The sequence below is a fragment of the Citrobacter sp. BDA59-3 genome (assembly GCF_015167655.1).
GTDB lineage: Bacteria > Pseudomonadota > Gammaproteobacteria > Enterobacterales > Enterobacteriaceae > Phytobacter > Phytobacter diazotrophicus.
Genome location: NZ_CP063427.1, coordinates 899,685 through 926,577 on the forward strand (window position 1 = coordinate 899,685; position 26,893 = coordinate 926,577).

The following is a 26,893-nucleotide window of genomic DNA, read 5'->3' on the forward strand; positions in this document are numbered from 1 at the left end:
CCTTTTCAGGGACTAAAACGCGTTATGTTGTCTGCGAATCAACCAATGAGCGAAAATTTGCCAGCACATGGCTGTCGCCATGTAGCAATCATTATGGACGGCAATGGTCGCTGGGCGAAAAGACAAGGAAAGATACGGGCATTTGGACACAGAGCGGGTGCGAAATCAGTCCGCCGTGCCGTTTCTTTTGCTGCCAACAGCGGGATTGATGCGTTAACGCTTTACGCGTTCAGTAGTGAGAACTGGAATCGTCCAGCGCAAGAAGTCAGTGCGCTAATGGAATTATTTGTCTGGGCGCTGGACAGTGAAGTTAAGAGCCTGCACCGACATAATGTGCGTTTGCGGATTATTGGTGATACCAGCCGTTTCAACGCGCGTCTGCAAGAGCGTATTCGTAAAGCGGAAGCGTTGACTGCCCAGAATACGGGGCTGACGCTAAATATCGCGGCGAATTATGGTGGACGCTGGGATATCGTACAGGGAGTACGGCAATTGGCCGTTCAGGTTCAGGAAGGGGTACTGCATCCTGACCAAATTGATGAAGATTTGCTGAGTCAGCAAATCTGTATGCATGAACTGGCACCTGTAGATTTAGTGATTAGGACGGGTGGGGAACATCGCATAAGTAACTTTTTACTTTGGCAGATTGCCTATGCCGAACTTTACTTTACGGATGTTCTTTGGCCCGATTTTGATGAACAAGACTTTGAAGGTGCGCTGCATGCCTTTGCCAATCGAGAGCGTCGTTTCGGCGGCACCGAGCCAGGTGGCGACAAAGCCTGATGGGGGTAGCTTTTGCTGAAGTATCGCCTGATTTCTGCGTTTGTATTAATACCCATTGTCATTGCTGCATTGTTCTTATTGCCGCCTGTGGGTTTTGCGATTGTTACGCTTGCCGTTTGCATGCTGGCAGCATGGGAATGGGGGCAACTGAGCGGTTTTACGTCACGGACACAGCGTGTCTGGCTGGCGGTATTATGCGGGCTGGTGTTGGCACTGATGTTGTTTATGCTGCCGGAGTACCATCATAATATTCATCAGCCAGTCGTCGAGGTTTCGCTTTGGGCTTCGCTTGTCTGGTGGGTTATCGCTCTGGTGCTGGTGCTGGGTTATCCTGCATCTGCAGCAATTTGGCGTAATTCGAAACCTATACGGTTGATTTTCGGCATTCTCACAATTATTCCTTTTTTCTGGGGTATGCTGGCGCTGCGGTCATGGCATTACGCTGATAATCACTACAGCGGGGCGTTATGGTTGCTGTATATCATGATCCTTGTATGGGGCGCAGATTCCGGTGCGTACATGTTTGGCAAACTGTTTGGCAAACATAAGCTGGCACCGAAGGTGTCACCGGGAAAAACCTGGCAGGGCTTTATTGGCGGCTTGTTTACCGCAGGAATTATTTCCTGGGGATATGGTGCGTGGGCAAATCTCGAGGTTGCGCCATCAATATTATTACTCTGTTCTGTGATCGCGGCGCTGGCCTCGGTGCTGGGCGATCTGACGGAAAGCATGTTTAAGCGTGAAGCCGGTATTAAAGACAGTGGTCATTTAATCCCCGGTCACGGTGGTATACTTGACCGCATCGACAGCCTGACGGCGGCGGTTCCTGTATTTGCCTGTCTGCTGTTACTGGTTTTCAGGACGATTTAACGGACGGTTTTATGCTGAGCTTTCTCTGGGATTTGGCGTCGTTCATTGTTGCGCTTGGTGTTCTTATCACCGTGCATGAATTTGGCCATTTCTGGGTTGCTCGCCGTTGCGGCGTGAGAGTCGAGCGTTTTTCCATTGGTTTCGGCAAAGCGCTCTGGCGTCGCAAGGACAAGCAAGGTACGGAATTCGTTATTGCCGTCATTCCGCTTGGTGGTTACGTCAAAATGCTGGATGAGCGTGTTGAACCGGTGACGCCGGAAATGCGCCATTACGCCTTCAACAATAAAACCGTTGGTCAGCGTGCCGCGGTTATCGCGGCGGGACCGATCGCCAATTTCCTCTTTGCTATCGTGGCTTACTGGCTGGTGTTTATCATCGGTGTACCGGGTGTTCGCCCGGTTATTGGTGAAATTGCGCCCAATTCCATCGCGGCAAATGCGCAAATTACGCCAGGAACGGAACTTAAAGCGATTGATGGCATCGAAACGCCTGATTGGGACGCAGTGCGTTTGCAACTGATCGCCAAAATTGGCGACAAGCAAACCACACTCAGCGTGGCTCCGTTTGGGAGCAATAACCGGCAGGACAAAGTTCTCGATTTACAACAGTGGAATTTTGCACCTGATAAAGACGACCCGGTAGCGTCATTAGGGATTCGTCCACGCGGTGCGCAGATTGAACCGGTATTAGCTGAGGTACAATTAGGCTCGGCTGCAAGCAAAGCAGGTTTGCAAGCTGGCGACAGGATCGTTAAAGTCGATGGTCAGCAACTAACGCAGTGGATGACGTTTGTCACCCTGGTGCGCGATAATCCGGGCACACCGTTAGCACTGGACATTGAAAGGCATGGGAGTCCCTTGTCTTTAACGCTAATACCGGATGCGAAACCCGGTAACAAGGCGGAGGGTTTTGCCGGCGTTGTGCCGAAAATTATCCCGCTGCCGGATGAATATAAGACAGTACGCCAATACGGGCCATTTAGCGCCATCGCTGAAGCTACGGACAAAACGTGGCAATTGATGAAGCTGACGGTCAGTATGTTGGGGAAATTGATAACCGGTGACGTAAAACTGAACAACCTCAGTGGGCCGATCTCGATCGCTCAGGGGGCTGGGATGTCAGCAGAGTTCGGGTTGATTTACTACCTGATGTTCCTCGCGTTGATAAGCGTGAACTTAGGTATCATCAATCTGTTCCCATTACCTGTCCTTGACGGGGGGCATCTGCTGTTTTTAGCGATTGAGAAGCTGAAAGGCGGACCGGTATCCGAGCGGGTTCAAGACTTTAGTTATCGCATTGGCTCGATTTTGCTGGTGTTGTTAATGGGGCTTGCACTTTTCAATGATTTCTCTCGGTTGTAAGAGAGTTTGTTAGGAAGAACGCATAATAACGATGGCGATGAAAAAGTTGCTCATAGCGTCGCTGCTGTTTAGCAGCGCCACCGTATACGGTGCTGACGGGTTCGTAGTGAAGGACATTCATTTCGAAGGCCTGCAGCGTGTCGCCGTTGGTGCGGCCCTCCTCAGTATGCCGGTTCGCCCAGGCGACACGGTGAATGATGAAGACATCAGTAACACCATCCGCGCCCTGTTTGCCACTGGTAACTTCGAGGATGTTCGCGTACTCCGCGACGGTGATACCCTCCTCGTTCAGGTAAAAGAACGTCCGACAATCGCCAGTATCACTTTCTCCGGCAACAAGTCGGTGAAAGATGACATGCTCAAGCAGAACCTTGAAGCTTCAGGCGTACGTGTTGGTGAATCTCTGGATCGCACCACACTGTCTGATATCGAAAAAGGTCTGGAAGATTTCTATTACAGCGTCGGTAAATACAGTGCCAGCGTGAAGGCGGTCGTTACGCCTCTGCCACGTAACCGTGTTGACCTTAAACTGGTCTTCCAGGAAGGCGTATCAGCCCAGATCCAACAGATCAACATCGTCGGGAACCATGCGTTTACGACCGAAGAGCTGATCTCCACCTTCCAGTTGCGTGATGAAGTGCCATGGTGGAACGTGGTGGGCGATCGCAAGTACCAGAAACAGAAGCTGGCGGGCGACCTTGAAACCCTGCGTAGTTACTATCTGGATCGCGGTTATGCGCGTTTTAATATTGATTCCACGCAGGTGAGTCTGACGCCGGATAAAAAAGGTATCTACATCACCGTCAATGTGACCGAAGGGGATCAGTACAAACTCTCTGGTGTTGAAGTCAGCGGCAATCTGGCGGGTCACTCTGCGGAAATTGAAAGTCTGACCAAAATCCAGCCGGGCGAGCTGTATAACGGTACCAAAGTGACCAAAATGGAAGATGACATTAAAAAGCTTCTTGGTCGCTATGGTTATGCCTACCCGCGCGTTCAGTCGCAGCCTGAAATCAACGATACGGATAAAACCGTTAAGCTGCACGTGAACGTCGATGCGGGTAACCGTTATTACGTGCGTAAAATTCGCTTCGAAGGTAACGATACTTCGAAAGATGCCGTTCTGCGCCGCGAGATGCGTCAGATGGAAGGTGCCTGGCTGGGCAGCGACCTTGTAGATCAGGGTAAAGAGCGTCTGAACCGTCTGGGTTACTTCGAAACGGTAGATACCGATACGCAGCGTGTGCCGGGCAGCCCGGACCAGGTTGACGTCGTGTACAAAGTTAAAGAGCGTAACACTGGTAGCTTCAACTTCGGTGTCGGCTACGGTACAGAGAGCGGTGTGAGCTTCCAGGTGGGTGTCCAGCAGGACAACTGGCTGGGTACGGGCTACTCCGTGGGTATCAACGGTACGAAGAACGACTACCAGACCTATTCTGAATTCTCGGTGACCAACCCGTACTTTACGGTGGATGGTGTGAGTCTCGGCGGGCGTATCTTCTACAATGACTTTAAAGCTGACGATGCTGATCTGTCTTCCTACACCAACAAAAGTTATGGTCTGGATGGCACGTTAGGTTTCCCGGTTAACGAATACAATACCCTGCGTGTGGGCTTAGGCTATGTCCATAACGATCTGTCGAAGATGGAACCGCAGGTGGCGATGTGGCGTTATCTGGATTCCATTGGTCAAAGCGCCAGTAAAACCGACGATAATAACGGTTTCGCGGCAAACGACTTCACCTTCAACTATGGTTGGACATACAACAACCTTGACCGGGGTTACTTCCCGACCAAGGGCTCACGTGTCAACCTGAACGGTAAGGTGACGATTCCAGGTTCCGATAACGAGTTCTACAAAGTTACGATTGATACGGCTTCCTACTTCCCGATCGATGACGATCATAAATGGGTTGTTCTGGGACGTACGCGTTGGGGTTACGGTGACGGATTAGGTGGTAAAGAACTGCCGTTCTATGAGAACTTCTATGCCGGTGGTTCAAGCAGCGTTCGTGGCTTCCAGTCCAATAACATTGGTCCGAAAGCCGTTTACTACGGTCACGCTGGTCTTGATAACTGTAATCAGAATGGCGGCTATTGTCGTTCTAATGACGCCGTGGGCGGTAACGCAATGGGCGTGGCAAGCGTAGAGTTCATCACGCCGACGCCATTTATCAGCGATAAGTATGCGAATTCTGTGCGCACATCGTTCTTCTGGGATGCAGGTACCGTTTGGGATACCAACTGGCAAAACACTGCTGATATGAAAGCGTTAGGCATACCGGATTACAGTGACCCGAGCAATATCCGTATGTCCGCGGGTATCGCCTTACAATGGATGTCCCCATTGGGGCCGTTGGTTTTCTCCTACGCCCAGCCGTTTAAGAAATACGATGGAGACAAGGCAGAACAGTTCCAGTTTAACATTGGTAAAACCTGGTAACTTGCCACAGCGAAGGAATGCATAAGTAGTGTCGTGATGGTGAGGCAGTGCGCTTCGTACTGCCTGCCAACGCAAAGAATGGTACCTCCGGGTACAAACGGGATGGTGAGGAGTTAATTGTGAAAAAGTGGTTATTAGCTGCAGGTGTAGGTTTGGCAATGGCAACGTCTGCTCAGGCGGCCGATAAAATTGCGGTCGTAGACATGAACAGCCTGTTCCAACAGGTTGCGCAGACTTCTGGTGTTTCTCAGACAATGAAAAACGAATTCAGTGGCCGTGCCAGCGAACTGCAGCGTATGGAATCTGACCTGCAGACTAAAATGCAGCGCTATCAGCGTGACGGTTCCACAATGAAAGCGGCCGATCGTACTAAGCTGGAAAAAGATATCCAGGCTCAGCGTCAGGATCTGGCACAGAAAGGTCAGGCTTTCGAGCAGGATCAGGCTCGTCGTTCTAACGAAGAACGTGGCAAGCTGATGACCAAAATCCAGGCTGCTGTGAAGAAAGTTGCTTCCGATCAGGGCGTGGATCTGGTTATTCCTTCTAACGCCGCTATCTACAACAGCAATGACGTTAAAGACATCACTGCTGATGTACTGAAACAGGTTAAATAAGTAATGCCTTCAATTCGACTGTCTGATTTAGCTCAACAGTTGGATGCAGAGTTACACGGTGATGGCGATCTCGTCATCACCGGCGTTGCGTCCATGCAATCCGCTAAAGCAGGGCAAATCACCTTCATGGTAAATCCAAAATACCGTGAAAGCTTAGCCGACTGTCAGGCGTCTGCTGTCGTCATGACGCAGGACGATCTTCCTTTTGCCACGAGTGCGGCACTGGTAGTGAAAAACCCCTACCTGACATACGCACGCATGGCCCAAATTCTTGATACCACGCCGCAACCGGCCCAGAACATCGCCCCAGGGGCGGTGATCGATCCCGATGCGACGCTGGGAAACAACGTGGCGATTGGCGCAAACGCGGTCATCGAATCCGGCGTGACGCTTGGCGACAATGTTGTCATTGGCCCCGGCTGCTTCGTTGGGAAAAATACGAAAATTGGTGCGGGCTCCCGTTTATGGGCCAATGTGACCATTTACCATGAAATCGAGATCGGTGAGAATTGCCTGATTCAATCGGGCACCGTGATCGGTTCTGATGGTTTTGGTTATGCTAACGATCGCGGCGCCTGGGTTAAGATCCCGCAGCTTGGGCGTGTCATCATCGGCGATCGTGTTGAAATTGGTGCATGTACCACTATCGATCGCGGTGCGCTGGATGATACCCGCATTGGTAACGGTGTCATCATTGATAACCAGTGCCAGATTGCACATAACGTCGTGATTGGTGACAATACCGCGGTTGCTGGTGGCGTCATCATGGCGGGTAGTTTGAAAATTGGCCGTTATTGCATGATTGGCGGTGCCAGCGTTATCAACGGGCATATGGAAATCTGCGATAAAGTCACCGTGACGGGAATGGGGATGGTGATGCGTCCTATCACCGAGCCAGGAATTTATTCCTCCGGCATCCCGCTACAGCCGAACAAGGTGTGGCGTAAAACCGCAGCCCTGGTGATGAACATTGATGACATGAGCAAGCGCCTCAAAGCTATTGAGCGTAAAGTCAATAAAGAAGACTAATAGCTCGCTCGCTACGTTTAAACTTCCCGGCCTGTCGGCATTCTTACGATTGCCGCGGGCCGTGTTATTATGGCCTTTTAGTATATTTAGACAGGAAGAGTATTTTGACTACTGACACTCATACTCTGCACATTGAAGAGATTCTGGAGCTTCTGCCGCACCGTTACCCGTTTTTGCTGGTAGACCGTGTGCTGGACTTTGAAGAAGGTCGTTTTCTGCGCGCAGTTAAAAATGTTTCGGTAAATGAGCCTTTTTTCCAGGGGCATTTCCCAGGCAAACCGATTTTACCTGGCGTGTTGATTCTGGAAGCGATGGCGCAGGCAACCGGTATTCTGGCGTTCAAAAGCGTCGGTAAACTGGAACCAGGCGAGCTCTACTACTTCGCAGGTATCGATGAAGCGCGCTTTAAGCGTCCGGTTGTGCCAGGCGATCAAATGATCATGGAAGTAACTTTCGAAAAAACGCGCCGTGGCCTGACTCGCTTCAAGGGTGTCGCGCTGGTAGACGGTAAAGTTGTTTGTGAAGCTACTATGATGTGTGCACGTAGCCGGGAGGCCTGATACGTGATTGATAAAACCGCCTTTATTCATCCTTCTGCCATTGTTGAAGACGGTGCCGTTATTGGTGCTAACGCTCACATTGGTCCGTTTTGTATTGTTGGCGCTAACGTCGAAATCGGCGAAGGCACCGTACTGAAGTCTCATGTTGTTATTAATGGCCATACCAAAATTGGTCGCGATAACGAGATTTATCAGTTCGCTTCCATCGGCGAGGTTAACCAGGATCTGAAATATGCTGGTGAACCGACCCGCGTGGAAATTGGCGATCGCAACCGCATCCGCGAAAGCGTCACCATTCACCGTGGCACGGTACAAGGCGGTGGGTTGACGAAGGTGGGCAGCGACAACCTGCTGATGGTCAATGCGCACGTTGCGCATGATTGCACCGTTGGCAGCCGCTGCATTCTGGCGAATAACGCCACACTGGCAGGCCACGTTTCCGTTGATGATTTCGCGATCATCGGCGGTATGACCGCGGTGCACCAGTTCTGCATTATCGGTGCGCACGTTATGGTTGGCGGCTGTTCTGGCGTCGCACAGGACGTTCCACCGTTCGTGATTGCTCAGGGTAACCACGCCACTCCGTTTGGTGTGAATATAGAAGGTCTTAAGCGCCGTGGCTTTAGCCGTGAGGCGATCACCGCAATCCGTAACGCGTATAAACTGCTGTACCGCAGCGGCAAAACGTTGGATGAAGCGAAACCTGAAATTGCCGAGCTGGCAGAACAGCATCCGGAAGTGAAAACGTTCATGGCGTTTTTTGAACGTTCTACGCGTGGTTTAATTCGGTAATGGTCGAACGTCGTCCGTTAACGATTGCCCTCGTCGCCGGAGAAACCTCCGGCGATATTCTTGGTGCGGGTCTCATCCGCGCACTGAGAGCGCGTATGCCTGATGCGCGCTTCGTCGGTGTTGCCGGGCCGCGTATGCAGGCCGAAGGCTGCGAGGCCTGGTACGAAATGGAAGAGCTGGCGGTGATGGGGATTGTCGAGGTGCTTGGTCGTCTGCGACGTCTGCTGCATATCCGTGCCGACCTCACGCGTCGCTTTAGCGAGCTTAAACCCGATGTCTTTGTCGGCATTGATGCACCCGATTTCAATATTACCCTTGAGGGGAACCTGAAAAATAAGGGCATCAGGACCATTCATTATGTCAGCCCTTCGGTATGGGCCTGGCGCCAAAAACGCGTTTTCAAAATAGGCAGAGCCACCGACCTGGTGCTCGCATTTCTGCCTTTCGAAAAAGCGTTTTACGACAGATTCAATGTTCCCTGCCGTTTTATCGGTCATACCATGGCGGATGCGATGCCGCTGGATCCGGATAAAAATGCGGCGCGGGACACATTAGGCATTCCCCATGACGCGCACTGCCTTGCATTACTTCCGGGCAGCCGTGGCGCAGAGGTTGAGATGCTGAGCGCTGACTTTTTGCGTACGGCGCAACTGTTGCGTAAGCATTATCCGGACCTGGAAGTTGTTGTGCCGTTAGTGAATGCAAAGCGTCGCGAGCAGTTTGAACGCATCAAAGCGGATGTTGCCCCTGATTTGCGCGTGCATATGCTGGATGGCCAGGCGCGGGAAGCGATGATTGCCAGTGATGCTGCATTGCTGGCATCCGGCACAGCCGCGCTGGAGTGCATGCTGGCGAAATGCCCGATGGTGGTGGGTTATCGGATGAAGCCGTTTACCTTCTGGCTGGCGAAGCGTTTGGTTAAAACCGATTACGTTTCGCTGCCCAATTTACTGGCGGGCCGTGAGCTTGTTAAAGAGCTGCTGCAGGATGAATGTCAGCCTCAGGCGCTGGCTGATGCGTTACTTCCCCTGTTGGCAAAGGGCAAAACCAGCCATGCGATGCACGATATTTTCCGGGAGCTGCATCTGCAGATCCGCTGTAATGCCGATGAGCAGGCCGCAGATGCCGTACTGGAGTTGGCACAATGATGGAATTTATTTACCCCCATACACACCTGGTTGCCGGTGTGGATGAAGTTGGACGCGGCCCGTTGGTTGGCGCAGTGGTGACTGCTGCAGTCATCCTCGATCCGGCGCGTCCTATTATCGGTCTTAATGACTCGAAAAAATTATCTGAGAAACGCCGTCTGGCATTGTTTGACGAGATCAAAGAGAAGGCGCTGGCCTGGAGTCTGGGCCGTGCAGAGCCGCACGAAATCGACGAGTTAAATATTCTGCATGCCACGATGCTGGCAATGCAGCGTGCGGTCGCTGGTTTGGGTATTATTCCGGAGTATGTTCTCATTGATGGCAACCGTTGCCCCAAACTGCCGATGCCTTCGCTGGCGGTTGTAAAAGGTGACAGTCGGGTGCCTGAAATCAGCGCCGCCTCCATTCTGGCGAAGGTCACCCGCGATGCAGAAATGGCCACGCTCGATCTGACTTTTCCTCAATACGGTTTCGCGCAGCATAAAGGCTATCCAACCGCTTTCCATCTGGAAAAACTGGCTGAGCATGGCGCAACGGAACATCATCGGCGCAGCTTTGCGCCCGTCAAACGCGTGCTGGGCCTTGTGTCCTGATTCTGTGACGTGAAGAGATCTGAAAATGGCTGAACCACGTTTCGTACACCTGCGGGTGCATAGCGACTACTCCATGATAGACGGGCTGGCGAAAACCGGGCCGCTGGTGAAAAAGGCGGCCGCGCTCGGCATGCCAGCGCTGGCGATCACCGATTTTACCAACCTGTGTGGCCTGGTGAAGTTCTACGGAACGGCCCATGGCGCGGGGTTAAAACCGATTGTGGGGGCCGATTTTCATGTTCAGAGCGAACTACTCGCGGACGAACTGACGCAGCTCACTGTACTGGCAGCAAACAACGTCGGCTATCAAAACCTGACGCTGCTAATTTCTCGTGCCTATCAGCGTGGATACGGGGCGGCGGGGCCATGGATTGACCGCGAGTGGCTGGTTGAGCTGAAAGACGGGCTGATCCTGTTGTCTGGTGCCCGGATGGGGGATGTAGGTAAAAGCCTGATGCGCGGTAATAGCGCGCTGGTCGAGCAGTGCGTGGCGTTTTACGAAGAGCATTTCCCCGACAACTATTATCTCGAACTGATTCGTACCGGTCGCGCGGACGAAGAGAACTATTTGCATGCGGCGGTACGGCTCGCCGAAGAACGCGGTCTGCCTGTTGTGGCGACCAATGACGTGCGTTTTATCGATGCGGGCGACTTTGATGCCCATGAAATCCGTGTCGCAATTCACGACGGCTTTACCCTTGATGACCCCAAGCGTCCGCGTAATTACTCTGCGCAGCAATATATGCGCAGCGAAGACGAGATGTGTGAGCTTTTCTCTGATATCCCGGAAGCGCTCGAAAACACGGTAGAAATCGCCAAACGTTGTAACGTCACGGTGCGTCTGGGCGAGTACTTCCTGCCCCAGTTTCCGACCGGGGATATGACCACCGAAGATTTTCTTGTCGCGAAGTCGAAAGAGGGTCTGGAAGAGCGTCTGGCATTCCTTTTCCCGGATGAGGCGGTCCGTAAAGAGAAACGCCCTGAGTATGATGAACGTCTGGATATTGAACTTCAGGTTATTAACCAGATGGGGTTCCCGGGCTACTTCCTTATCGTTATGGAATTTATCCAGTGGTCGAAAGATAACGGTGTGCCGGTAGGTCCGGGGCGAGGCTCCGGTGCGGGTTCGCTGGTAGCCTATGCGCTGAAAATTACCGACCTCGACCCACTGGAATTCGACCTGCTGTTCGAACGTTTCCTTAACCCGGAACGTGTCTCCATGCCCGACTTTGACGTCGACTTCTGTATGGAAAAACGCGATCAGGTTATCGAGCACGTAGCAGATATGTACGGGCGTGAAGCGGTATCGCAGATCATCACCTTCGGTACGATGGCGGCAAAAGCGGTTATTCGCGACGTAGGCCGCGTGCTGGGGCACCCGTACGGCTTTGTGGATCGTATTTCTAAGCTGATTCCACCCGATCCTGGTATGACGTTGGCGAAAGCCTTTGAAGCGGAACCGCAACTGCCAGAAATCTACGAGGCTGACGAGGAAGTCAGGGCGCTAATTGATATGGCGCGTAAGCTGGAAGGCGTCACGCGTAACGCCGGTAAACACGCTGGTGGTGTGGTTATCGCGCCGACCAAAATCACCGATTTTGCACCGCTCTATTGTGATGAGGCGGGGCAACATCCGGTCACCCAGTTTGATAAGAACGACGTGGAATACGCGGGTCTCGTGAAGTTCGACTTCCTGGGGCTGCGTACGCTCACCATCATCAACTGGGCGCTGGAGATGATCAACGCTCGTCGTGAGAAGAACGGCGAACCACCGCTTGATATCGCCGCTATCCCGCTCGATGACAAGAAAAGCTTCGACATGCTGCAGCGCTCGGAAACCACAGCGGTATTCCAGCTTGAATCCCGCGGCATGAAAGACTTGATCAAGCGTCTGCAGCCTGACTGTTTCGAAGATATGATAGCCCTGGTGGCCTTGTTCCGTCCGGGCCCACTGCAATCGGGAATGGTGGATAACTTTATCGACCGTAAGCACGGGCGCGAAGAGATTTCCTACCCGGACGTGCAGTGGCAGCATGAGAGTCTGAAACCAGTACTGGAGCCGACCTATGGCATCATCTTGTATCAGGAACAGGTGATGCAGATAGCCCAGGTGCTTTCTGGCTATACCCTCGGCGGCGCGGACATGCTGCGTCGTGCGATGGGTAAGAAAAAGCCGGAGGAGATGGCCAAACAGCGCGGGACCTTCGAAGAAGGGGCGAAGAAAAACGGCGTTGACGGCGAGCTGGCGATGAAAATCTTCGACCTGGTGGAGAAATTCGCCGGGTACGGATTTAACAAATCGCACTCTGCTGCCTATGCTTTAGTCTCATACCAGACGCTGTGGCTGAAAGCGCACTATCCGGCAGAGTTTATGGCGGCGGTAATGACCGCCGATATGGACAACACTGAGAAGGTGGTCGGCCTGGTGGACGAATGCTGGCGCATGGGGCTCAAGATCCTGCCGCCGGATATCAACTCTGGTCTGTACCATTTTCACGTGAATGACGACGGTGAAATTGTTTACGGCATTGGGGCTATCAAGGGCGTGGGTGAAGGCCCGATTGAAGCGATCCTCGAGGCTCGTAATAACGGCGGTTATTTCCGGGAACTGTTTGATCTCTGCGCTCGTACCGACACCAAAAAACTCAATCGCCGGGTGCTGGAAAAACTGATAATGTCCGGGGCGTTTGACCGCCTTGGGCCGCATCGTGCCGCGCTGATGAACTCACTGGCCGACGCGTTGAAAGCCGCCGATCAGCATGCGAAAGCGGAAGCGATTGGTCAGGCGGATATGTTCGGTGTCCTGGCAGAAGAACCCGAACAGGTGGAACAGTCTTACGCCAGTTGCCAGCCGTGGCCAGAGCAAGTGGTGCTGGACGGTGAACGTGAAACCCTGGGGCTGTACCTGACCGGGCATCCGATCACCCAGTATTTGAAAGAGATCGATCGTTACGTCGGTGGCTACCGACTAAAAGACATGCACCCGACCGAACGTGGCAAGGTCACCACGGCGGCGGGGCTGGTGATTGCTGCGCGGGTTATGGTCACCAAGCGCGGCAATCGTATTGGCATCTGTACTTTGGATGACCGTTCCGGGCGCCTGGAAGTGATGTTGTTCACGGACGCCCTGGACAAATATCAGCAACTGCTGGAAAAAGACCGCATACTGATCGTCAGCGGACAGGTCAGCTTTGATGACTTCAGCGGGGGGCTTAAAATGACCGCCCGCGAAGTGATGGACATTGACGAAGCTCGTGAAAAATATGCGCGCGGGCTTGCTATCTCGCTGACGGACAGGCAAATTGATGACCAGCTTTTGAACCGACTCCGTCAGTCTCTGGAACCCCATCGCTCGGGGACCATTCCAGTACATCTCTACTATCAGAGGGCGGATGCACGTGCACGATTACGTTTCGGCGCAACGTGGCGTGTCTCTCCGAGCGATCGTTTATTAAACGATCTCCGTGGCCTCATTGGTTCGGAGCAGGTGGAACTGGAGTTTGACTAATACAGGAATACTATGAGTCTGAATTTCCTTGATTTCGAACAGCCGATTGCCGAGCTGGAAGCGAAAATCGATTCTCTGACGTCAGTAAGTCGTCAGGATGAAAAACTGGATATTAACATCGATGAAGAAGTGCATCGTCTGCGTGAAAAAAGCGTAGAGCTGACGCGCAAAATCTTTGCCGATCTTGGTGCATGGCAAGTCGCTCAGTTGGCACGCCATCCGCTGCGTCCATACACCCTGGATTATGTCCGCCTCGCATTTGATGAATTCGACGAGCTGGCTGGCGACCGCGCTTATGCGGACGACAAAGCCATCGTCGGTGGTATCGCTCGCCTTGACGGTCGCCCGGTGATGATTATCGGCCACCAGAAAGGACGTGAAACCAAAGAAAAAATTCGCCGCAATTTTGGTATGCCGGCACCGGAAGGGTATCGCAAAGCGCTGCGCCTGATGGAAATGGCTGAACGTTTCAATATGCCGATCATTACCTTTATCGACACCCCAGGCGCATACCCTGGCGTGGGCGCGGAAGAGCGTGGTCAATCTGAGGCGATCGCGCGTAATCTGCGTGAAATGTCCCGTCTGAGCGTACCGGTCATTTGTACCGTTATCGGCGAAGGTGGTTCTGGCGGTGCGCTGGCCATTGGCGTGGGTGACAAAGTGAATATGCTGCAATACAGCACCTATTCCGTTATCTCGCCGGAAGGCTGTGCGTCCATTCTGTGGAAAAGCGCAGACAAAGCACCATTGGCTGCCGACGCAATGGGTATCATTGCACCGCGTCTGAAAGAGTTGAAACTGATCGACTCGATCATTCCGGAACCGTTAGGCGGCGCACACCGTAACCCGGAAGCCATCGCGGCCTCTCTGAAAGCGCAGTTGATTGCGGATCTGGCGGATCTGGACGTGCTGAGCAAAGACGATCTGCGTAATCGCCGTTATCAGCGTCTGATGAGCTACGGTTACGCCTGATAAGTATTGAACGATCATTCTGAAAAGCCACACAGTGTTGTGGCTTTTTTTATACCCTCTGTTTACCTCAGCTATGATTAACTTAGGTTTTTTTCAGGAGGTAACCGTGAACATTATTGCCATCATGGGGCCGCACGGCGTCTTTTATAAAGATGAGCCGATCAAGGAGCTTGAGAAGGCGCTCCTGGCGCAAGGGTTTCAGATAATCTGGCCACAAAACAGCAGCGACCTGCTGAAATTTATCGAACACAATCCGCGTATCTGCGGCGTCATTTTCGACTGGGACGAGTACACGCTCGATTTATGCAGCGATATCAACCAGCTTAACGAATATCTTCCCCTTTATGCCTTTATTAACACCCATTCGACGCTGGATGTCAGCGCACAAGATATGCGGATGGCGCTGTGGTTTTTTGAATATGCCCTGGGGATGGCCGATGACATTGCAACACGTATCGGGCAGTACACAAAAGAGTATCTCGATAACATCACGCCGCCCTTTACCAAAGCGCTCTTTACCTATGTGAAAGAAGGAAAATACACCTTCTGCACGCCAGGCCACATGGCGGGTACGGCCTACCTGAAAAGCCCGGTTGGCTGCCTGTTTTATGATTTCTTCGGCGGCAACACGCTAAAAGCGGATGTGTCTATCTCGGTCACTGAACTGGGCTCGCTTCTGGACCATAGCGGGCCGCATCTGGAAGCTGAGGAGTATATCGCCCGCACCTTTGGCGCTGAGCAAAGTTATATGGTCACCAACGGCACCTCCACCTCCAATAAAATTGTGGGTATGTACGCCGCACCGGTGGGCAGTACGCTGCTGATTGATCGCAATTGCCACAAGTCACTGGCCCATCTGTTAATGATGAGCGACGTTACGCCGCTGTGGTTAAAGCCGGGACGTAACGCGCTGGGGATCCTGGGCGGTATTCCGCGTCGGGAATTCACCCATGCCAGCATTGAACAAAAGATTGCTGCAACCGCAGGTGCAACCTGGCCGGTGCATGCGGTTATCACCAATTCCACTTACGATGGGCTGCTATACAACACTGACTGGATAAAAAAAACGCTGGATGTGCCTTCTATTCATTTCGATTCAGCCTGGGTGCCGTACACCAACTTTCATCCGATTTATGCCGGGAAGAGCGGCATGAGCGGTGAGCGGGTACCGGGGAAAGTGATTTTCGAAACGCAATCGACGCACAAAATGCTGGCGGCGTTTTCGCAGGCCTCGCTTATCCATGTGAAAGGTGAGTATGACGAAGATACTTTCAACGAAGCCTTTATGATGCACACCTCCACCTCGCCAAGCTATCCGCTGGTGGCTTCCATTGAGACCGCGGCGGCTATGTTGCGCGGTAACCCCGGTAAACGGCTGATTAACCGTTCGGTTGAGCGCGCTTTGCATTTCCGCAAAGAGGTGCAGCGGTTAAAAGATGAAGCCGATGGCTGGTTCTTTGATATCTGGCAGCCCGAGGAGATCAATGAGGCCGATTGCTGGCCGGTAGCGCCGGGAGAAAGCTGGCACGGCTTCCGCGATGCTGACGAAGACCACATGTTCCTCGACCCGGTCAAAGTGACTATTCTGACGCCGGGTATGGATGAACAAGGCAATATGAGTGAAGAGGGGATCCCGGCGGCGCTGGTGGCGAAGTTTCTTGATGAGCGCGGCGTGGTAGTTGAAAAAACGGGTCCTTACAATCTGTTGTTCCTGTTCAGTATCGGGATCGACAAAACCCGTGCCATGGGCCTGCTGCGTGGGTTAATGGAGTTCAAGCGTGCCTACGATCTCAATTTACGCGTGAAGAACATGCTGCCGGATCTGTATGCCGAAGATCCCGACTTCTACCGCAATATGCGGATCCAGGATCTTGCGCAGGGCATCCATAAATTGATCCGCCAGCACGATCTGCCGCAACTGATGCTGCGGGCGTTTGATGTGTTGCCGGAAATGAAGCTGACGCCGCATCAGGCGTGGCAGCAGCAAATCCGTGGAGATGTTGAAACTATTGAACTGGAAAGGCTTACCGGACGTATCTCCGCCAATATGATCTTACCTTACCCGCCGGGCGTGCCGTTATTGATGCCAGGGGAGATGATCACCGAGGCAAGCCGCTCGGTTTTGGATTTCCTGTTAATGCTCTGTGCGATAGGGCGGCACTATCCGGGGTTTGAAACGGATATCCATGGCGCGAAGCGGGGAGAAGATGGCGTCTATTGGGTACGTGTCTTAAAAAGACCGTAGCCTCTTGCGGGTTACCTGTCACAACGGTAACGTGCGCAAAGACAAAAGGAGACATTATGCTGGGTTTAAAACAGGTACATCACATCGCCATCATCGCAACGGATTATGTAAAGAGTAAAGCATTCTATTGCGATATCCTGGGTTTTACGCTGCAAAGCGAAGTTTATCGTGAAGAGCGTGACTCCTGGAAAGGAGACCTGGCGCTGAATGGCCAGTATGTCATTGAGTTGTTTTCGTTTCCCTTTCCGCCAGCTCGTCCGAGTGGTCCGGAAGCCTGCGGATTGCGTCATCTGGCCTTTAGCGTTGTGGATATCGATCAGGCGGTTGCTCACCTGCAAGCGCACAATGTTTCGTGCGAAGCGATTCGTGTTGACCCTTACACCGGTAAGCGCTTTACCTTTTTTAAAGATCCTGACAACCTTCCGCTGGAACTCTATCAGCAGTAAGCCTTGCCAGTCACAGGAATGCCCGGTAACGTGCCGGGCATGATTTCCGTTTCGGTTAATGCCATGATCATGCCCTTACTTTCTCGCTTGCCTGACCATCAACGCCAGTTTTTGGTGGCGTTTAGCGGCGGGCTCGATTCGACAGTACTGTTGCACCGTCTGGTGCAGTGGCGTCATCAGCAGCTGGACATTTCCCTGCGCGCGATTCATATTCACCACGGATTAAGCCCCAATGCGGATGCCTGGGCTGCTCATTGTCAGCAGGTCTGCGATGGCTGGCAGGTGCCGCTTGTTGTTCATCGGGTACAACTGGTGGATGAAGGCAATGGAATTGAAGCGCAGGCGAGAAAAGCCCGCTATGCCGCCTTTACTCAGGCGTTAGTCCCCGGAGAATTGCTGCTCACCGCCCAGCATCTTGATGACCAGTGCGAGACGTTTTTACTGGCGCTTAAACGGGGGAGTGGTCCGGCCGGTCTTGCGGGTATGCCGGAAACGCTGCCGTTTGCCGATACTATGCTCCTCAGACCGTTGTTGAACGAAACACGCGAAGCCCTTCTTCGCTGGGCTCAGCAGCATGGCTTGTCATGGATTGAAGACGAGAGTAATGCTGATGATGCCTATGACCGCAACTTCCTGCGTTTACGCGTTCTGCCTGCATTGAATGCCCGCTGGCCGCATTTTGCCGATGCGGTCGCCCGGAGCGCGGCCTTGTGCGGCGAGCAGGAGCAATTGCTGGATGAACTGCTGGCAGATGAGCTTGCGGCGGCGACGCACCGTGACGGTGGGCTGTCGATTGCGGCGCTGGAAACGTTAAGTGCGGCACGGCGTGCCGCTATCTTACGGCGTTGGCTTTCCGCGCAGCAGGCGCCGATGCCTTCCCGGGAAATGTTGCTACGGGTCTGGCAAGAGGTGGCGTTAGCCAGAGAGGATGCAGCGCCATGCTTGCGCCTTGGCGATCATGATATCCGCCGTTATCAGGGTTATTTGTGGTGGGTTAAAGTGCTTGCGGGTCAACGCGAAAAAGTTCTGCAATGGACGGATCCTTTTTTGCCGCTGACATTGCCGGATAGGCTTGGCGTTCTGCGGCTTGTGCCGGGCGAGGAGCTGCGTCCACCGGGCGCTGACGAAGTGGTATCGGTACGCTTTCAGGCGACGGGAACTTTGCACATCCAGGGGCGTAACGGTGGTCGTAAACTTAAAAAGATCTGGCAGGAGTTGGGCGTGGCACCCTGGCGTCGTGATACAACACCACTACTGTTTTACGGTGAATCGCTGATTGCTGCGGCAGGCGTGTTTGTCACGCAGGAGGGGAAAGCAGAAAATGGGCAGCCTGGCGTACGGATAATGTGGCAGAAGTAACGGGCAGTCAGCGCTGCCCGAAAGTGCTGTCAGGATTCGCTCACCACGACGGTGCCGATTTCCGGATGACTAAAGCTGGCAATTTTGTCGAGACGCAGTTCGCGCGTTGTTCCTGCAATTTCAACAACCAAATATTCCACATTTTTGCGAGATACTAAATCGCTGGCCTTTGCCTGCAAAGTTTCGCCATCTTTGAGCTCGAGCGTCAGTAGGAGATGATGCTGACAGGCGAGTTCCAGGTTGTCATAGTCGTCGCAATTGATGGGTTGATAGGTATCATTCATTGACATAATCGCTCACCAGTAAGTTCGCGGCAGCATACGCCGCCTTTTCCCTGACCGACTCTGAAACGGCATCGTCCGAAGCCACTTCATTCAAAACTTTCAATACGCACCCCAACGCATCCGGGATATACCCTAAGTCTCCGCTGGCAATTTCCGCATACCGCTGGCGTATTAACTCACAATAATTTCCCACACGTCCTCCTGTCAGCACCCTGGCTTTACTGTGAGATACCATTAAGCCTACGAAGATTAACTCTGTTTAGCAAGGTGACTATACCATACCCGACGGGTCATTATCAGAGTGATGAATTAACCGCAGATTAAGAGATAACAGCACGTTATAGCTTTATTCGCTACAATAGCCGCTGTTATGCAAAGGAGGCGGTATGGCGCTCAAAGCAACCATTTATAAAGCTACTGTGAATGTGGCGGATTTAGACCGGAATCAATTTCTCGATGCCACATTGACTCTTGCCCGTCATCCTTCCGAGACGCAGGAGCGCATGATGCTGCGCCTGTTGGCATGGATTAAATTCGCCGATGAACGGCTACAGTTCACACGTGGGCTGTGTGCGGATGACGAGCCCGAAGTGTGGCTGCGCAACGATCATCTGGGTATCGATCTGTGGATCGAACTCGGATTGCCGGACGAACGGCGCATCAAGAAGGCCTGTTCGCAGTCGAAAGAGGTGGCGCTATTCACCTATAACTCGCGTGCGGCACAAATCTGGTGGCAGCAGAACCAGAGCAAACTCGCTGGGTTTAAAAATCTGAGTATCTGGTACCTGGATGATGAGCAACTGGCAATGCTGAGTGGACTGGCGGAGCGGACAATGTCACTGCAAGCTACTCTCCAGGAAGGAACTATCTGGCTGAGCGACACTCAAACCAATCTGGAAATCCACCTGGCAACCTGGCAACAGCACGCATGATTGAGATATCCCGCCAGGTCAGCATTCCTGATGAAGAATTGGAGATTACGGCGATTCGCGCGCAAGGGGCGGGCGGGCAGCATGTAAATAAGGCCTCTACGGCGATCCATCTGCGTTTTGATATTCGTGCGTCTAGTTTGCCCGAGTTTTATAAAGAGAAGCTGCTGGCAGCGACACATCATCTCTTAACGGCCGACGGGGTCGTTATCATCAAGGCGCAGGAGTACCGCAGCCAGGATATGAATCGCGAAGCGGCGATTGCCCGGCTGGTGGCGTTAATCAGGGAACTGACGGTGGTGCAAAAAAGCCGTCGGGCCACCCGTCCAACACGGGCATCGAAAGAGCGGCGTCTGGCAGGAAAAGCGCAGAAATCTTCTGTAAAAGCGCTACGAGGGAAGGTTCGTCGCCCACAGGAGTGACGGACGAGATAAGAACTGTTCATAAGGAAGAAAGAGTGAATAAAGCGATTGTATCTTTGGCTGTGGCAATGACACTCTTTGCGCTGATGGGGTGCAACAATCGGGGAGAGGTGGAATCAGTCTCCCCCGTGCGGGCTGAAAAGCTCAAGCCAATGCAACAGAGCTGGCGCGGTATTCTGCCGTGCGCAGATTGTGAAGGCATCGAAACCTCACTGTTCCTTGAAAAAGATGGCACCTGGGTGATGAATCAGGGCTATCAGGGTGGCAAAGCGCCATCAAATTTTGCCTCCTACGGGCGATGGGCACGCACTGCGGACAAGCTGGTGCTGACAGATGCAAGTGGCGAGAAACTTTACTTCCGTGCGAAAGGCAGTGCGCTGGAAATGCTGGATCGTGAAGGGAACCCGATTCGCTCACAGCTAAATTATGTCTTGCAGCCTGTCACGGCGACCTTACCGACAACGCCGATGGCGATGCGTGGCATGTATTCGCGTACTGCTGGTGTGGCGGAGTTCGCTGATTGTATGACGGGCAAACGGATTGCGGTCAGCAATGATGTGCGGCTCGAACAGCAATATAAAGCAGCGGCAGGTCAGGCTTCGCAGCCGGTATTGCTGGAGGTGGAAGGACATTTCGCGCTACAGCCGAAAACGGATAACGGTGCGATGGAGAAGACGCTGGTGGCGGATAAAAACGCGAAATTTATAGCGGGCAAAGATTGTAATCACCAATAAAAAAAGCCTCGCATTTGCGAGGCTTTTTACTGTTAGCCCTTGATGGCGCTGACAAGGTAATTCAGGATATCACCCGTCTTGATCATCTGTTTTTCGCCAGTGCGACGATATTTGTATTCGATATCGTCGTTGTCGAGGTTACGGTCGCCCAGCACGATGGTGTGCGGAATACCGATCAGCTCCATATCAGCGAACATCACACCCGGACGCTCTTTACGGTCGTCCATCAGCACGTCGATACCCTGTGCGCGAAGTTCATTATAGAGCTTCTCTGCCAGTTCCTGAACACGGTAAGATTTGTGCATGTTCATGGGCAGAATGGCCACCTGGAACGGTGCAATCGCTTCTGGCCATACAATACCGCGGTCATCGAAGTTCTGTTCAATCGCCGCAGCCACAACACGCGTTACCCCGATACCGTAGCAGCCCATGGTCAGGATCTGGTTACGACCATCTTCACCCTGAACGGACGCCTTCAGCGCTTCAGAGTATTTGGTACCTAACTGGAAGATGTGACCCACTTCGATACCGCGTTTGATCAGAAGCGTCCCCTGACCGTCCGGGCTTGGGTCGCCGGCAACCACGTTACGGATATCGGCAATTTCCGGCGTGGCTACATCGCGGTCCCAGTTGATACCGAAGTAGTGTTTACCATCAATGTTAGCGCCAGCGGCAAAATCGCTCATTGCCGCAACGGTACGGTCGATAACGACCGGAATCGGCATGTTTACCGGCCCCAGCGAACCCGGACCCGCATTTACCACGGCGCGAATTTCAGCTTCGGTCGCGAAAGTCAGCGGGCTGGCAACCTGCGCCAGTTTTTCGGCTTTTACTTCGTTCAGTTCGTGATCGCCACGTACCAGCAGGGCGACCAGCGGGTAGTTGCTGCCTTCAACGGCTTTGACCAGTAGTGTCTTGACGGTTTTTTCAATCGGCAGGTTGAACTGTTCAACCAGCTCGGCGATGGTTTTCGCGTTCGGCGTATCAGCCAGCGTCATCTCCTGAGTTGCCGCCGCACGCGGTGCCTTCGGCGCCACAGCTTCTGCCAGTTCGATGTTGGCGGCATAGTCAGAGGTATCAGAGAAAACGATGTCATCTTCACCGCTTTGCGCCAGTACCTGGAACTCATGAGACGCGCTACCACCGATAGAGCCGGTATCTGCCTGAACCGGGCGGAACTCCAGCCCGATGCGGGTAAAGATTTTGCTGTAGGCGGCATACATCGCGTCGTAGGTTTCCTGCAGCGATTCCTGAGAAGTATGGAAAGAGTAGGCATCTTTCATCAGGAATTCACGGGAACGCATCACGCCGAAACGCGGACGTACTTCGTCACGGAACTTGGTCTGGATCTGGAAGAAGTTCAGCGGCAGCTGTTTGTATGAGCTGAGCTCGTTACGAATCAGATCGGTGATCACTTCTTCGTGAGTCGGGCCGAGTACGAACGGACGCTCGCCACGGTCAGAAATACGCAGCAGTTCCGGGCCGTACTGCTCCCAACGACCACTCTCTTGCCACAGTTCAGAAGGCTGAACGACCGGCATTAACACCTCAATCGCACCGGCGTTGTTCATCTCTTCACGCACGATGTTTTCGACTTTTTTCAGGACGCGCACGCCGGTCGGCAGCCAGGTATACAACCCGGAGGCCAGCTTGCGAATCATCCCGGCGCGCAACATCAACTGATGGCTGATGACTTCGGCGTCGGCAGGTGTCTCCTTCAGAGTGGAGAGCAGGTATTGGCTAGTACGCATGTTGTTACGGTTCCATTTGGACGATTGGAACAGACTCAAAAGGAGCCTGATTCAAAAAAAGTGATTCAGTTTACCAGCGAGAAAGAGATGCCAAAAGTAGAGGGAGGATAAATTAACGGCCTTCCAGCGCAAACACTTCAAAACCTGCAGTGGTCACGCGCCAGCGCACGTTGAAATCCAGCAACAAGACCGCGTACGTTTTCCCCATTTCCTCATCTTTTCGGTATGCCGGGCGCGGGTCCTGCGCCAGGACGTCAATAATAAACGATCTTAGCTGCGGGTAACGCTTTTCTAACTGTGGAAATGCCGCTTCGAGCTCCGGCGTGAAGTACACCGCCATCTCCGCGACGGGGGCCTGCTGCGCATAACTGGCGCTGGCATGCGGCAGAGCCTCAGCAAAGGGTAAATAGGGTTTGATATCCACGACGGGCGTGCCGTCGATAAGATCAAGACTGCCCAGTTGCAAAATGACACGCTCTTTCTCGCAGTGAATGCCTTTAAGCTCCACCAAAGACATGCCAATCGGATTAGGACGGAAGGTTGAGCGCGTGGCAAAAACCCCCATCCGCGCATTCCCCCCTAGCCGGGGAGGGCGTACCGTAGGACGCCAGCCGCCAGCCATCGTCTGGTGGAAAATGAACACAATCCAGAGATGGCTGAACGCCTCAAGCCCGCGTACGGCTTCGGCCTGATTATAGGGAGGCAGCAGATGAAGTTCGCCGCCTCCGTGTTTAACCAGACCTGGCTGGCGGGGAACGGCAAACTTTTCTTTATAGGGGGAGCGGATGACGCCTATCTGCTCGATGGCAAATGTGGTCATTTCGCCGTGACGTTCAGCGCTGAACCTACGCATACAGCCTGACGGTAGCAACCCGGCGTGCCGCTGGTGATTTCACAGCTGTGGAGCAGAACCGCATTCGCTTTCATTTTTGATGCGTTGATTTGCATGCGTTTACGGGCGGTCGGGATGTTCGGTGGGGAATCCTGATTGGTTGCCTGGCAAGAGTCACCGGTCACTTCACCTAAATCACGGAACGGTTTACCCACCAAATCTTCAGCATTGGTAATGATTCGAACCGGAGTCGGACGCGGCGGTTTCGGTTTTGCTGGTTCTGTTTTAGGCGGGGTTGCTGTGCTTTGAACAGGTTCGACAGGAGATCTGCTTAGCATTGAACAGCCGCTCAGCATGAGTGCTAAAAAACAGATCGGTAAAGCACGCATAATATATCCTCAAAAAATGATCTTAACGCCGCTTATTGAATCAGGAGCTTGCACAAATGACAAGACGGGCATGAGCCCGTCCTGAAGGATATTGCTGACGGGCCGGATTACCAGCCTTTCACCGCACCGCCATTGAAGACTTTGTTCGCTGCTTCGTAGACTTCGTCAGACTGATAGGCCTGAACGAATTTCTTCACGTTTTCTGCGTCTTTGTTGTCTTCGCGGGTAACGATCAGGTTAACGTACGGAGAGTCTTTATCTTCGACAAAGATACCATCTTTTGCTGGCGTCAGATTGATCTGGCTGGCGTAGGTGGTGTTAATAACGGCCAGCGCGATTTGTGCATCGTCCAGTGAGCGCGGCAGTTGCGGGGCTTCCAGCTCAACAATTTTCAGGTTTTTCGGGTTCTCTGTAATATCCAGAGCGGTCGGCAGCAGGCCAACACCATCTTTCAGTTTGATCAGACCCTGTTTCTGCAACAGCAGCAGGGAGCGGCCAAGGTTAGTCGGATCGTTCGGTACAGCGACCTGAGCGCCTTCCTGCAATTCATCGATAGATTTAATTTTTTTGGAGTAGCCTGCGATCGGGTAAACAAAGGTATTGCCAACAGCAACCAGTTTATAGCCACGATCTTTGATCTGCTGATCCAGGTACGGTTTGTGCTGGAAGGCGTTCGCATCGATGTCGCCTTTGCTCAGCGCTTCGTTCGGCAGAACGTAGTCATTAAAGGTTACCAGCTCAACGTCCAGACCGTATTTCTCTTTCGCGACTTTCTGTGCAACTTCGGCAACCTGCTGTTCAGCACCGACGATGACGCCGACTTTAATGTGGTTCGGATTCTTTTCGTCCTGACCACAACCTACCAGAGCCAGAGAACCAATCAGGGCACCCACTGCCGCAAAGGTCTTGAATTTAAAAGCCATGTGTTTTTTCCTTTCTTTCAGAGTCGTTGTGTTGTGAGCAACGTTATTTATGCGTAACAGAGCGAACGATACGATCGCCTGCAAACTGAATTAAGTAAACCAGAATCACCAGCAGCGCCAGGACGGTATTCATCACAATGGCGTTATAGCCAATATAACCGTACTGGTAGCCAATCTGCCCCAGACCGCCAGCGCCCACGGCACCACCCATTGCGGAATAACCCACCAGGGTAATCAGGGTAATGGTTGCTGCATTGACCAGACCCGGCAGTGCTTCCGGCAGTAGCACCTTACGGATGATCTGCATCGGGGTTGCGCCCATTGCGCGGGAGGCTTCAATCAGGCCGGTCGGGATTTCCAACAGGGCGTTTTCCACCATACGGGCAATAAAAGGTGCTGCACCGACGGTCAGAGGCACAATCGCTGCCTGCAGACCGATGGACGTTCCCACGATAATACGGGTGAATGGGATCATCCAGACCAGTAAAATAATGAACGGGATCGAACGGAAAATATTCACCAGCGCCGAAATGGTACGGTAGAGTTTTGCATTCTCCGAAATTTGTCCAGGACGCGAGACATAGAGCAGCACGCCAACCGGAAGACCCAGCACAAAACCGAAGAAACCGGATACGAAGGTCATTGCCAGCGTTTCCCAGACGCCACGCGCCAGTAGCCACATCATTGCCTCAGACATAACCCAGCACCTCTACTTTCACATGGTGTTCCTTAAGCCAGGCAATAGCGGCTTGCGTATCCTGCGGCTCGCCGTGCATTTCTGTCAGCATAATGCCGAATTTCACGCCACCGGCGTAATCCATCTGCGCACTGATAATATTGTTGTTCACGTTATAGCGGCGTGCGGTCTCCGAAAGCAGTGGGGCATCGACCGATTGACCGGTGAATTCCATGCGTAACATCGGCACGCTGCCTGCCAGTGGCTGATCTTTCAGGCGCTGCTGGTAATCCTCAGGGATATCCAGGTGCAACGTTGACTGAATAAACTGCTGTGCCAGCGGCGTTTTGGGATGAGAGAACACTTCACTTACTGTGTCCTGTTCAATCAGTTCACCATTACTGATGACGGCAACGCAGTCGCAAATGCGTTTTACGACATCCATTTCGTGGGTAATGAGCAGAATCGTCAGGCCCAGGCGACGGTTGATGTCTTTCAACAACTCCAGAATGGAACGCGTGGTTGCCGGATCCAGCGCGCTGGTGGCTTCATCACAAAGCAGTACTTTCGGGTTGCTCGCCAGTGCGCGGGCAATGGCCACACGCTGTTTTTGACCACCGGACAGATTCGCCGGATAGCTGTCGTGCTTGTCGCCCAGTCCAACCAGGTCCAGCAATTCTTTGACGCGACGGTTAATCTCTTCGCGCGGCGTGTTATCCAGTTCAAGTGGCAATGCAACATTACCAAACACGGTGCGGGAAGAGAGTAAATTAAAGTGCTGGAAGATCATGCCAATCTGGCGGCGAGCTTTAGTGAGTTGTGCTTCTGAAAGGGCTGTCAGCTCCTGGCCGTCAACCTGGACGCTACCCTGGGACGGGCGCTCAAGCAGGTTAACGCAGCGAATAAGCGTACTTTTACCGGCGCCAGAGGCACCAATGACGCCATAAATTTGCCCGGCAGGAACATGCAGGCTGACATTGTTCAACGCCTGAATGGTGCGAGTTCCCTGCTGGAATACTTTGGTTATATTGGAAAGTTTAATCATCAGATTATTTTTATCGTATGAGAGTTAGCCGTGGCATTTTGTTCTGCCTGTTACGGGTGATGACCGTAAACAAGGCGGATGTTAAGGCATCCAGACGTCTAAATCAATCGAACCCTGCGCGATGAGCACTTTCCTGTGCGGTGAAACATGAGATACTAGGCCCACATGCCTTTTTCAGGAGCAAC

General features: G+C 52.9%; 26 protein-coding genes. 18 read left to right on the forward strand and 8 right to left on the reverse strand.

From position 1 onward, the window contains the following. Positions 1-24: 24 nt before the first annotated feature. The 15 genes from ispU (at position 25) to tilS (ending at position 18,723) form a co-directional block, all read left to right on the forward strand. Positions 25-783 carry a (2E,6E)-farnesyl-diphosphate-specific ditrans,polycis-undecaprenyl-diphosphate synthase gene (gene ispU / locus IP582_RS04165; protein WP_039078437.1) on the forward strand — a complete coding sequence of 253 codons (759 nt, stop codon included), beginning with the start codon at positions 25-27 and terminating at the stop codon, positions 781-783. A gap of 12 nt (positions 784-795) precedes the next feature. Then, the gene (cdsA, locus tag IP582_RS04170; protein ID WP_193795159.1) at positions 796-1,653 is read left to right on the forward strand and encodes a phosphatidate cytidylyltransferase; all 858 of its coding nucleotides are present in this window, start codon (positions 796-798) and stop codon (positions 1,651-1,653) included. 11 nt (positions 1,654-1,664) lie between these two features. Beyond that, positions 1,665-3,014 (forward strand): sigma E protease regulator RseP, encoded by a 1,350-nt coding sequence (gene rseP, locus IP582_RS04175; RefSeq protein ID WP_039078439.1) that lies wholly within the window; start codon positions 1,665-1,667, stop codon positions 3,012-3,014. Positions 3,015-3,045: 31 nt separating this feature from the next. Next, positions 3,046-5,457 carry an outer membrane protein assembly factor BamA gene (gene bamA, locus IP582_RS04180; RefSeq protein WP_193795160.1) on the forward strand — a complete coding sequence of 804 codons (2,412 nt, stop codon included), beginning with the start codon at positions 3,046-3,048 and terminating at the stop codon, positions 5,455-5,457. A 119-nt stretch (positions 5,458-5,576) separates the two neighbouring features. Next, the gene (skp, locus tag IP582_RS04185) at positions 5,577-6,071 is read left to right on the forward strand and encodes a molecular chaperone Skp (RefSeq protein ID WP_039078473.1); all 495 of its coding nucleotides are present in this window, start codon (positions 5,577-5,579) and stop codon (positions 6,069-6,071) included. Positions 6,072-6,074: 3 nt separating this feature from the next. Continuing rightward, positions 6,075-7,100, forward strand: a complete 1,026-nt coding sequence (gene lpxD / locus IP582_RS04190; protein ID WP_193795161.1) for a UDP-3-O-(3-hydroxymyristoyl)glucosamine N-acyltransferase — start codon at positions 6,075-6,077, stop codon at positions 7,098-7,100. A 104-nt stretch (positions 7,101-7,204) separates the two neighbouring features. Next, positions 7,205-7,660: a 3-hydroxyacyl-ACP dehydratase FabZ gene (fabZ, locus tag IP582_RS04195; RefSeq protein WP_004145858.1), complete on the forward strand. Its 456-nt coding sequence runs from the start codon at positions 7,205-7,207 to the stop codon at positions 7,658-7,660. A 3-nt stretch (positions 7,661-7,663) separates the two neighbouring features. Next, on the forward strand, positions 7,664-8,452 hold the full coding sequence (gene lpxA / locus IP582_RS04200) for an acyl-ACP--UDP-N-acetylglucosamine O-acyltransferase (protein ID WP_039078442.1): 789 nt from the start codon (positions 7,664-7,666) through the stop codon (positions 8,450-8,452). Further along, on the forward strand, positions 8,452-9,600 hold the full coding sequence (gene lpxB / locus IP582_RS04205) for a lipid-A-disaccharide synthase (protein WP_193795162.1): 1,149 nt from the start codon (positions 8,452-8,454) through the stop codon (positions 9,598-9,600). Before lpxA ends, lpxB begins: the two co-directional genes overlap by 1 nt. Next, positions 9,597-10,193 (forward strand): ribonuclease HII, encoded by a 597-nt coding sequence (gene rnhB / locus IP582_RS04210; RefSeq protein ID WP_039078444.1) that lies wholly within the window; start codon positions 9,597-9,599, stop codon positions 10,191-10,193. Before lpxB ends, rnhB begins: the two co-directional genes overlap by 4 nt. A gap of 25 nt (positions 10,194-10,218) precedes the next feature. Next, on the forward strand, positions 10,219-13,701 hold the full coding sequence (dnaE, locus tag IP582_RS04215; RefSeq protein ID WP_193795163.1) for a DNA polymerase III subunit alpha: 3,483 nt from the start codon (positions 10,219-10,221) through the stop codon (positions 13,699-13,701). Between the two features lie 12 nt (positions 13,702-13,713). Continuing rightward, entirely contained in the window at positions 13,714-14,673 is a 960-nt protein-coding gene (gene accA / locus IP582_RS04220; RefSeq protein ID WP_039078446.1) for an acetyl-CoA carboxylase carboxyl transferase subunit alpha, read from the forward strand. A gap of 106 nt (positions 14,674-14,779) precedes the next feature. Continuing rightward, positions 14,780-16,918: a lysine decarboxylase LdcC gene (locus IP582_RS04225; RefSeq protein ID WP_193795164.1), complete on the forward strand. Its 2,139-nt coding sequence runs from the start codon at positions 14,780-14,782 to the stop codon at positions 16,916-16,918. A gap of 56 nt (positions 16,919-16,974) precedes the next feature. Next, positions 16,975-17,364, forward strand: coding sequence for a VOC family protein (locus tag IP582_RS04230; RefSeq protein WP_039078448.1), 390 nt, complete (start codon positions 16,975-16,977; stop codon positions 17,362-17,364). Positions 17,365-17,433: 69 nt separating this feature from the next. Next, entirely contained in the window at positions 17,434-18,723 is a 1,290-nt protein-coding gene (gene tilS / locus IP582_RS04235) for a tRNA lysidine(34) synthetase TilS (protein ID WP_228007982.1), read from the forward strand. Between the two features lie 29 nt (positions 18,724-18,752). Here tilS and rof read toward each other — a convergent pair whose 3' ends face one another. Both rof and IP582_RS04245 read right to left on the reverse strand, forming a co-directional pair. Continuing rightward, on the reverse strand, positions 18,753-19,013 hold the full coding sequence (rof, locus tag IP582_RS04240) for a Rho-binding antiterminator (RefSeq protein WP_039078449.1): 261 nt from the start codon (positions 19,011-19,013) through the stop codon (positions 18,753-18,755). Continuing rightward, positions 19,000-19,200 carry a YaeP family protein gene (locus tag IP582_RS04245; protein WP_039078450.1) on the reverse strand — a complete coding sequence of 67 codons (201 nt, stop codon included), beginning with the start codon at positions 19,198-19,200 and terminating at the stop codon, positions 19,000-19,002. The genes rof and IP582_RS04245 overlap by 14 nt, the downstream gene beginning before the upstream one ends. Before the next feature lie 193 nt (positions 19,201-19,393). Here IP582_RS04245 and IP582_RS04250 point away from each other — a divergent pair, with 193 nt between their 5' ends. Genes IP582_RS04250 through nlpE form a run of 3 tightly spaced genes read left to right on the forward strand, consistent with a single transcriptional unit; the run spans position 19,394 to position 21,092 of the window. Then, positions 19,394-19,939, forward strand: coding sequence for a YaeQ family protein (locus IP582_RS04250; RefSeq protein WP_079497214.1), 546 nt, complete (start codon positions 19,394-19,396; stop codon positions 19,937-19,939). Then, complete coding sequence (gene arfB / locus IP582_RS04255; RefSeq protein WP_039078452.1) at positions 19,936-20,358, forward strand: alternative ribosome rescue aminoacyl-tRNA hydrolase ArfB; 423 nt, start codon at positions 19,936-19,938, stop codon at positions 20,356-20,358. Before IP582_RS04250 ends, arfB begins: the two co-directional genes overlap by 4 nt. 35 nt (positions 20,359-20,393) lie before the next feature. After that, positions 20,394-21,092 carry an envelope stress response activation lipoprotein NlpE gene (nlpE, locus tag IP582_RS04260; protein WP_193795165.1) on the forward strand — a complete coding sequence of 233 codons (699 nt, stop codon included), beginning with the start codon at positions 20,394-20,396 and terminating at the stop codon, positions 21,090-21,092. Between the two features lie 32 nt (positions 21,093-21,124). On the opposite strand, the gene proS is transcribed toward nlpE, so the two are convergent. The 6 genes from proS to metN form a co-directional block, all read right to left on the reverse strand. Next, on the reverse strand, positions 21,125-22,843 hold the full coding sequence (proS, locus tag IP582_RS04265; RefSeq protein ID WP_193795166.1) for a proline--tRNA ligase: 1,719 nt from the start codon (positions 22,841-22,843) through the stop codon (positions 21,125-21,127). A gap of 112 nt (positions 22,844-22,955) precedes the next feature. Beyond that, positions 22,956-23,663: a tRNA (N6-threonylcarbamoyladenosine(37)-N6)-methyltransferase TrmO gene (gene tsaA, locus IP582_RS04270; RefSeq protein ID WP_193796182.1), complete on the reverse strand. Its 708-nt coding sequence runs from the start codon at positions 23,661-23,663 to the stop codon at positions 22,956-22,958. Continuing rightward, positions 23,660-24,064: an Rcs stress response system protein RcsF gene (gene rcsF / locus IP582_RS04275; RefSeq protein WP_039078456.1), complete on the reverse strand. Its 405-nt coding sequence runs from the start codon at positions 24,062-24,064 to the stop codon at positions 23,660-23,662. The genes tsaA and rcsF overlap by 4 nt, the downstream gene beginning before the upstream one ends. 107 nt (positions 24,065-24,171) lie before the next feature. Continuing rightward, a complete protein-coding gene (gene metQ, locus IP582_RS04280; protein WP_071193686.1) occupies positions 24,172-24,987 on the reverse strand; it encodes a methionine ABC transporter substrate-binding lipoprotein MetQ in 816 nt (271 codons plus the stop codon). 43 nt (positions 24,988-25,030) lie between these two features. Continuing rightward, complete coding sequence (locus tag IP582_RS04285) at positions 25,031-25,684, reverse strand: methionine ABC transporter permease MetI (protein WP_039078458.1); 654 nt, start codon at positions 25,682-25,684, stop codon at positions 25,031-25,033. Then, on the reverse strand, positions 25,677-26,708 hold the full coding sequence (gene metN / locus IP582_RS04290) for a methionine ABC transporter ATP-binding protein MetN (protein ID WP_039078459.1): 1,032 nt from the start codon (positions 26,706-26,708) through the stop codon (positions 25,677-25,679). The genes IP582_RS04285 and metN overlap by 8 nt, the downstream gene beginning before the upstream one ends. Positions 26,709-26,893 lie beyond the last annotated feature (185 nt).

What these genes read in the sequence shown, in the direction of transcription:
- ispU (WP_039078437.1), top strand. Translation starts at nt 25, where the DNA reads ATGTTGTCTGCGAATCAACCAATGAGCGAAAATTTGCCAGCACATGGC.
- rseP (WP_039078439.1), top strand. Translation starts at nt 1,665, where the DNA reads ATGCTGAGCTTTCTCTGGGATTTGGCGTCGTTCATTGTTGCGCTTGGT.
- bamA (WP_193795160.1), top strand. Translation starts at nt 3,046, where the DNA reads ATGGCGATGAAAAAGTTGCTCATAGCGTCGCTGCTGTTTAGCAGCGCC.
- lpxD (WP_193795161.1), top strand. Translation starts at nt 6,075, where the DNA reads ATGCCTTCAATTCGACTGTCTGATTTAGCTCAACAGTTGGATGCAGAG.
- lpxB (WP_193795162.1), top strand. Translation starts at nt 8,452, where the DNA reads ATGGTCGAACGTCGTCCGTTAACGATTGCCCTCGTCGCCGGAGAAACC.
- rnhB (WP_039078444.1), top strand. Translation starts at nt 9,597, where the DNA reads ATGATGGAATTTATTTACCCCCATACACACCTGGTTGCCGGTGTGGAT.
- dnaE (WP_193795163.1), top strand. Translation starts at nt 10,219, where the DNA reads ATGGCTGAACCACGTTTCGTACACCTGCGGGTGCATAGCGACTACTCC.
- accA (WP_039078446.1), top strand. Translation starts at nt 13,714, where the DNA reads ATGAGTCTGAATTTCCTTGATTTCGAACAGCCGATTGCCGAGCTGGAA.
- IP582_RS04230 (WP_039078448.1), top strand. Translation starts at nt 16,975, where the DNA reads ATGCTGGGTTTAAAACAGGTACATCACATCGCCATCATCGCAACGGAT.
- tilS (WP_228007982.1), top strand. Translation starts at nt 17,434, where the DNA reads ATGCCCTTACTTTCTCGCTTGCCTGACCATCAACGCCAGTTTTTGGTG.
- rof (WP_039078449.1), bottom strand. Translation starts at nt 19,013, where the DNA reads ATGTCAATGAATGATACCTATCAACCCATCAATTGCGACGACTATGAC.
- IP582_RS04250 (WP_079497214.1), top strand. Translation starts at nt 19,394, where the DNA reads ATGGCGCTCAAAGCAACCATTTATAAAGCTACTGTGAATGTGGCGGAT.
- arfB (WP_039078452.1), top strand. Translation starts at nt 19,936, where the DNA reads ATGATTGAGATATCCCGCCAGGTCAGCATTCCTGATGAAGAATTGGAG.
- proS (WP_193795166.1), bottom strand. Translation starts at nt 22,843, where the DNA reads ATGCGTACTAGCCAATACCTGCTCTCCACTCTGAAGGAGACACCTGCC.
- tsaA (WP_193796182.1), bottom strand. Translation starts at nt 23,663, where the DNA reads ATGACCACATTTGCCATCGAGCAGATAGGCGTCATCCGCTCCCCCTAT.
- rcsF (WP_039078456.1), bottom strand. Translation starts at nt 24,064, where the DNA reads ATGCGTGCTTTACCGATCTGTTTTTTAGCACTCATGCTGAGCGGCTGT.
- metQ (WP_071193686.1), bottom strand. Translation starts at nt 24,987, where the DNA reads ATGGCTTTTAAATTCAAGACCTTTGCGGCAGTGGGTGCCCTGATTGGT.
- IP582_RS04285 (WP_039078458.1), bottom strand. Translation starts at nt 25,684, where the DNA reads ATGTCTGAGGCAATGATGTGGCTACTGGCGCGTGGCGTCTGGGAAACG.
- metN (WP_039078459.1), bottom strand. Translation starts at nt 26,708, where the DNA reads ATGATTAAACTTTCCAATATAACCAAAGTATTCCAGCAGGGAACTCGC.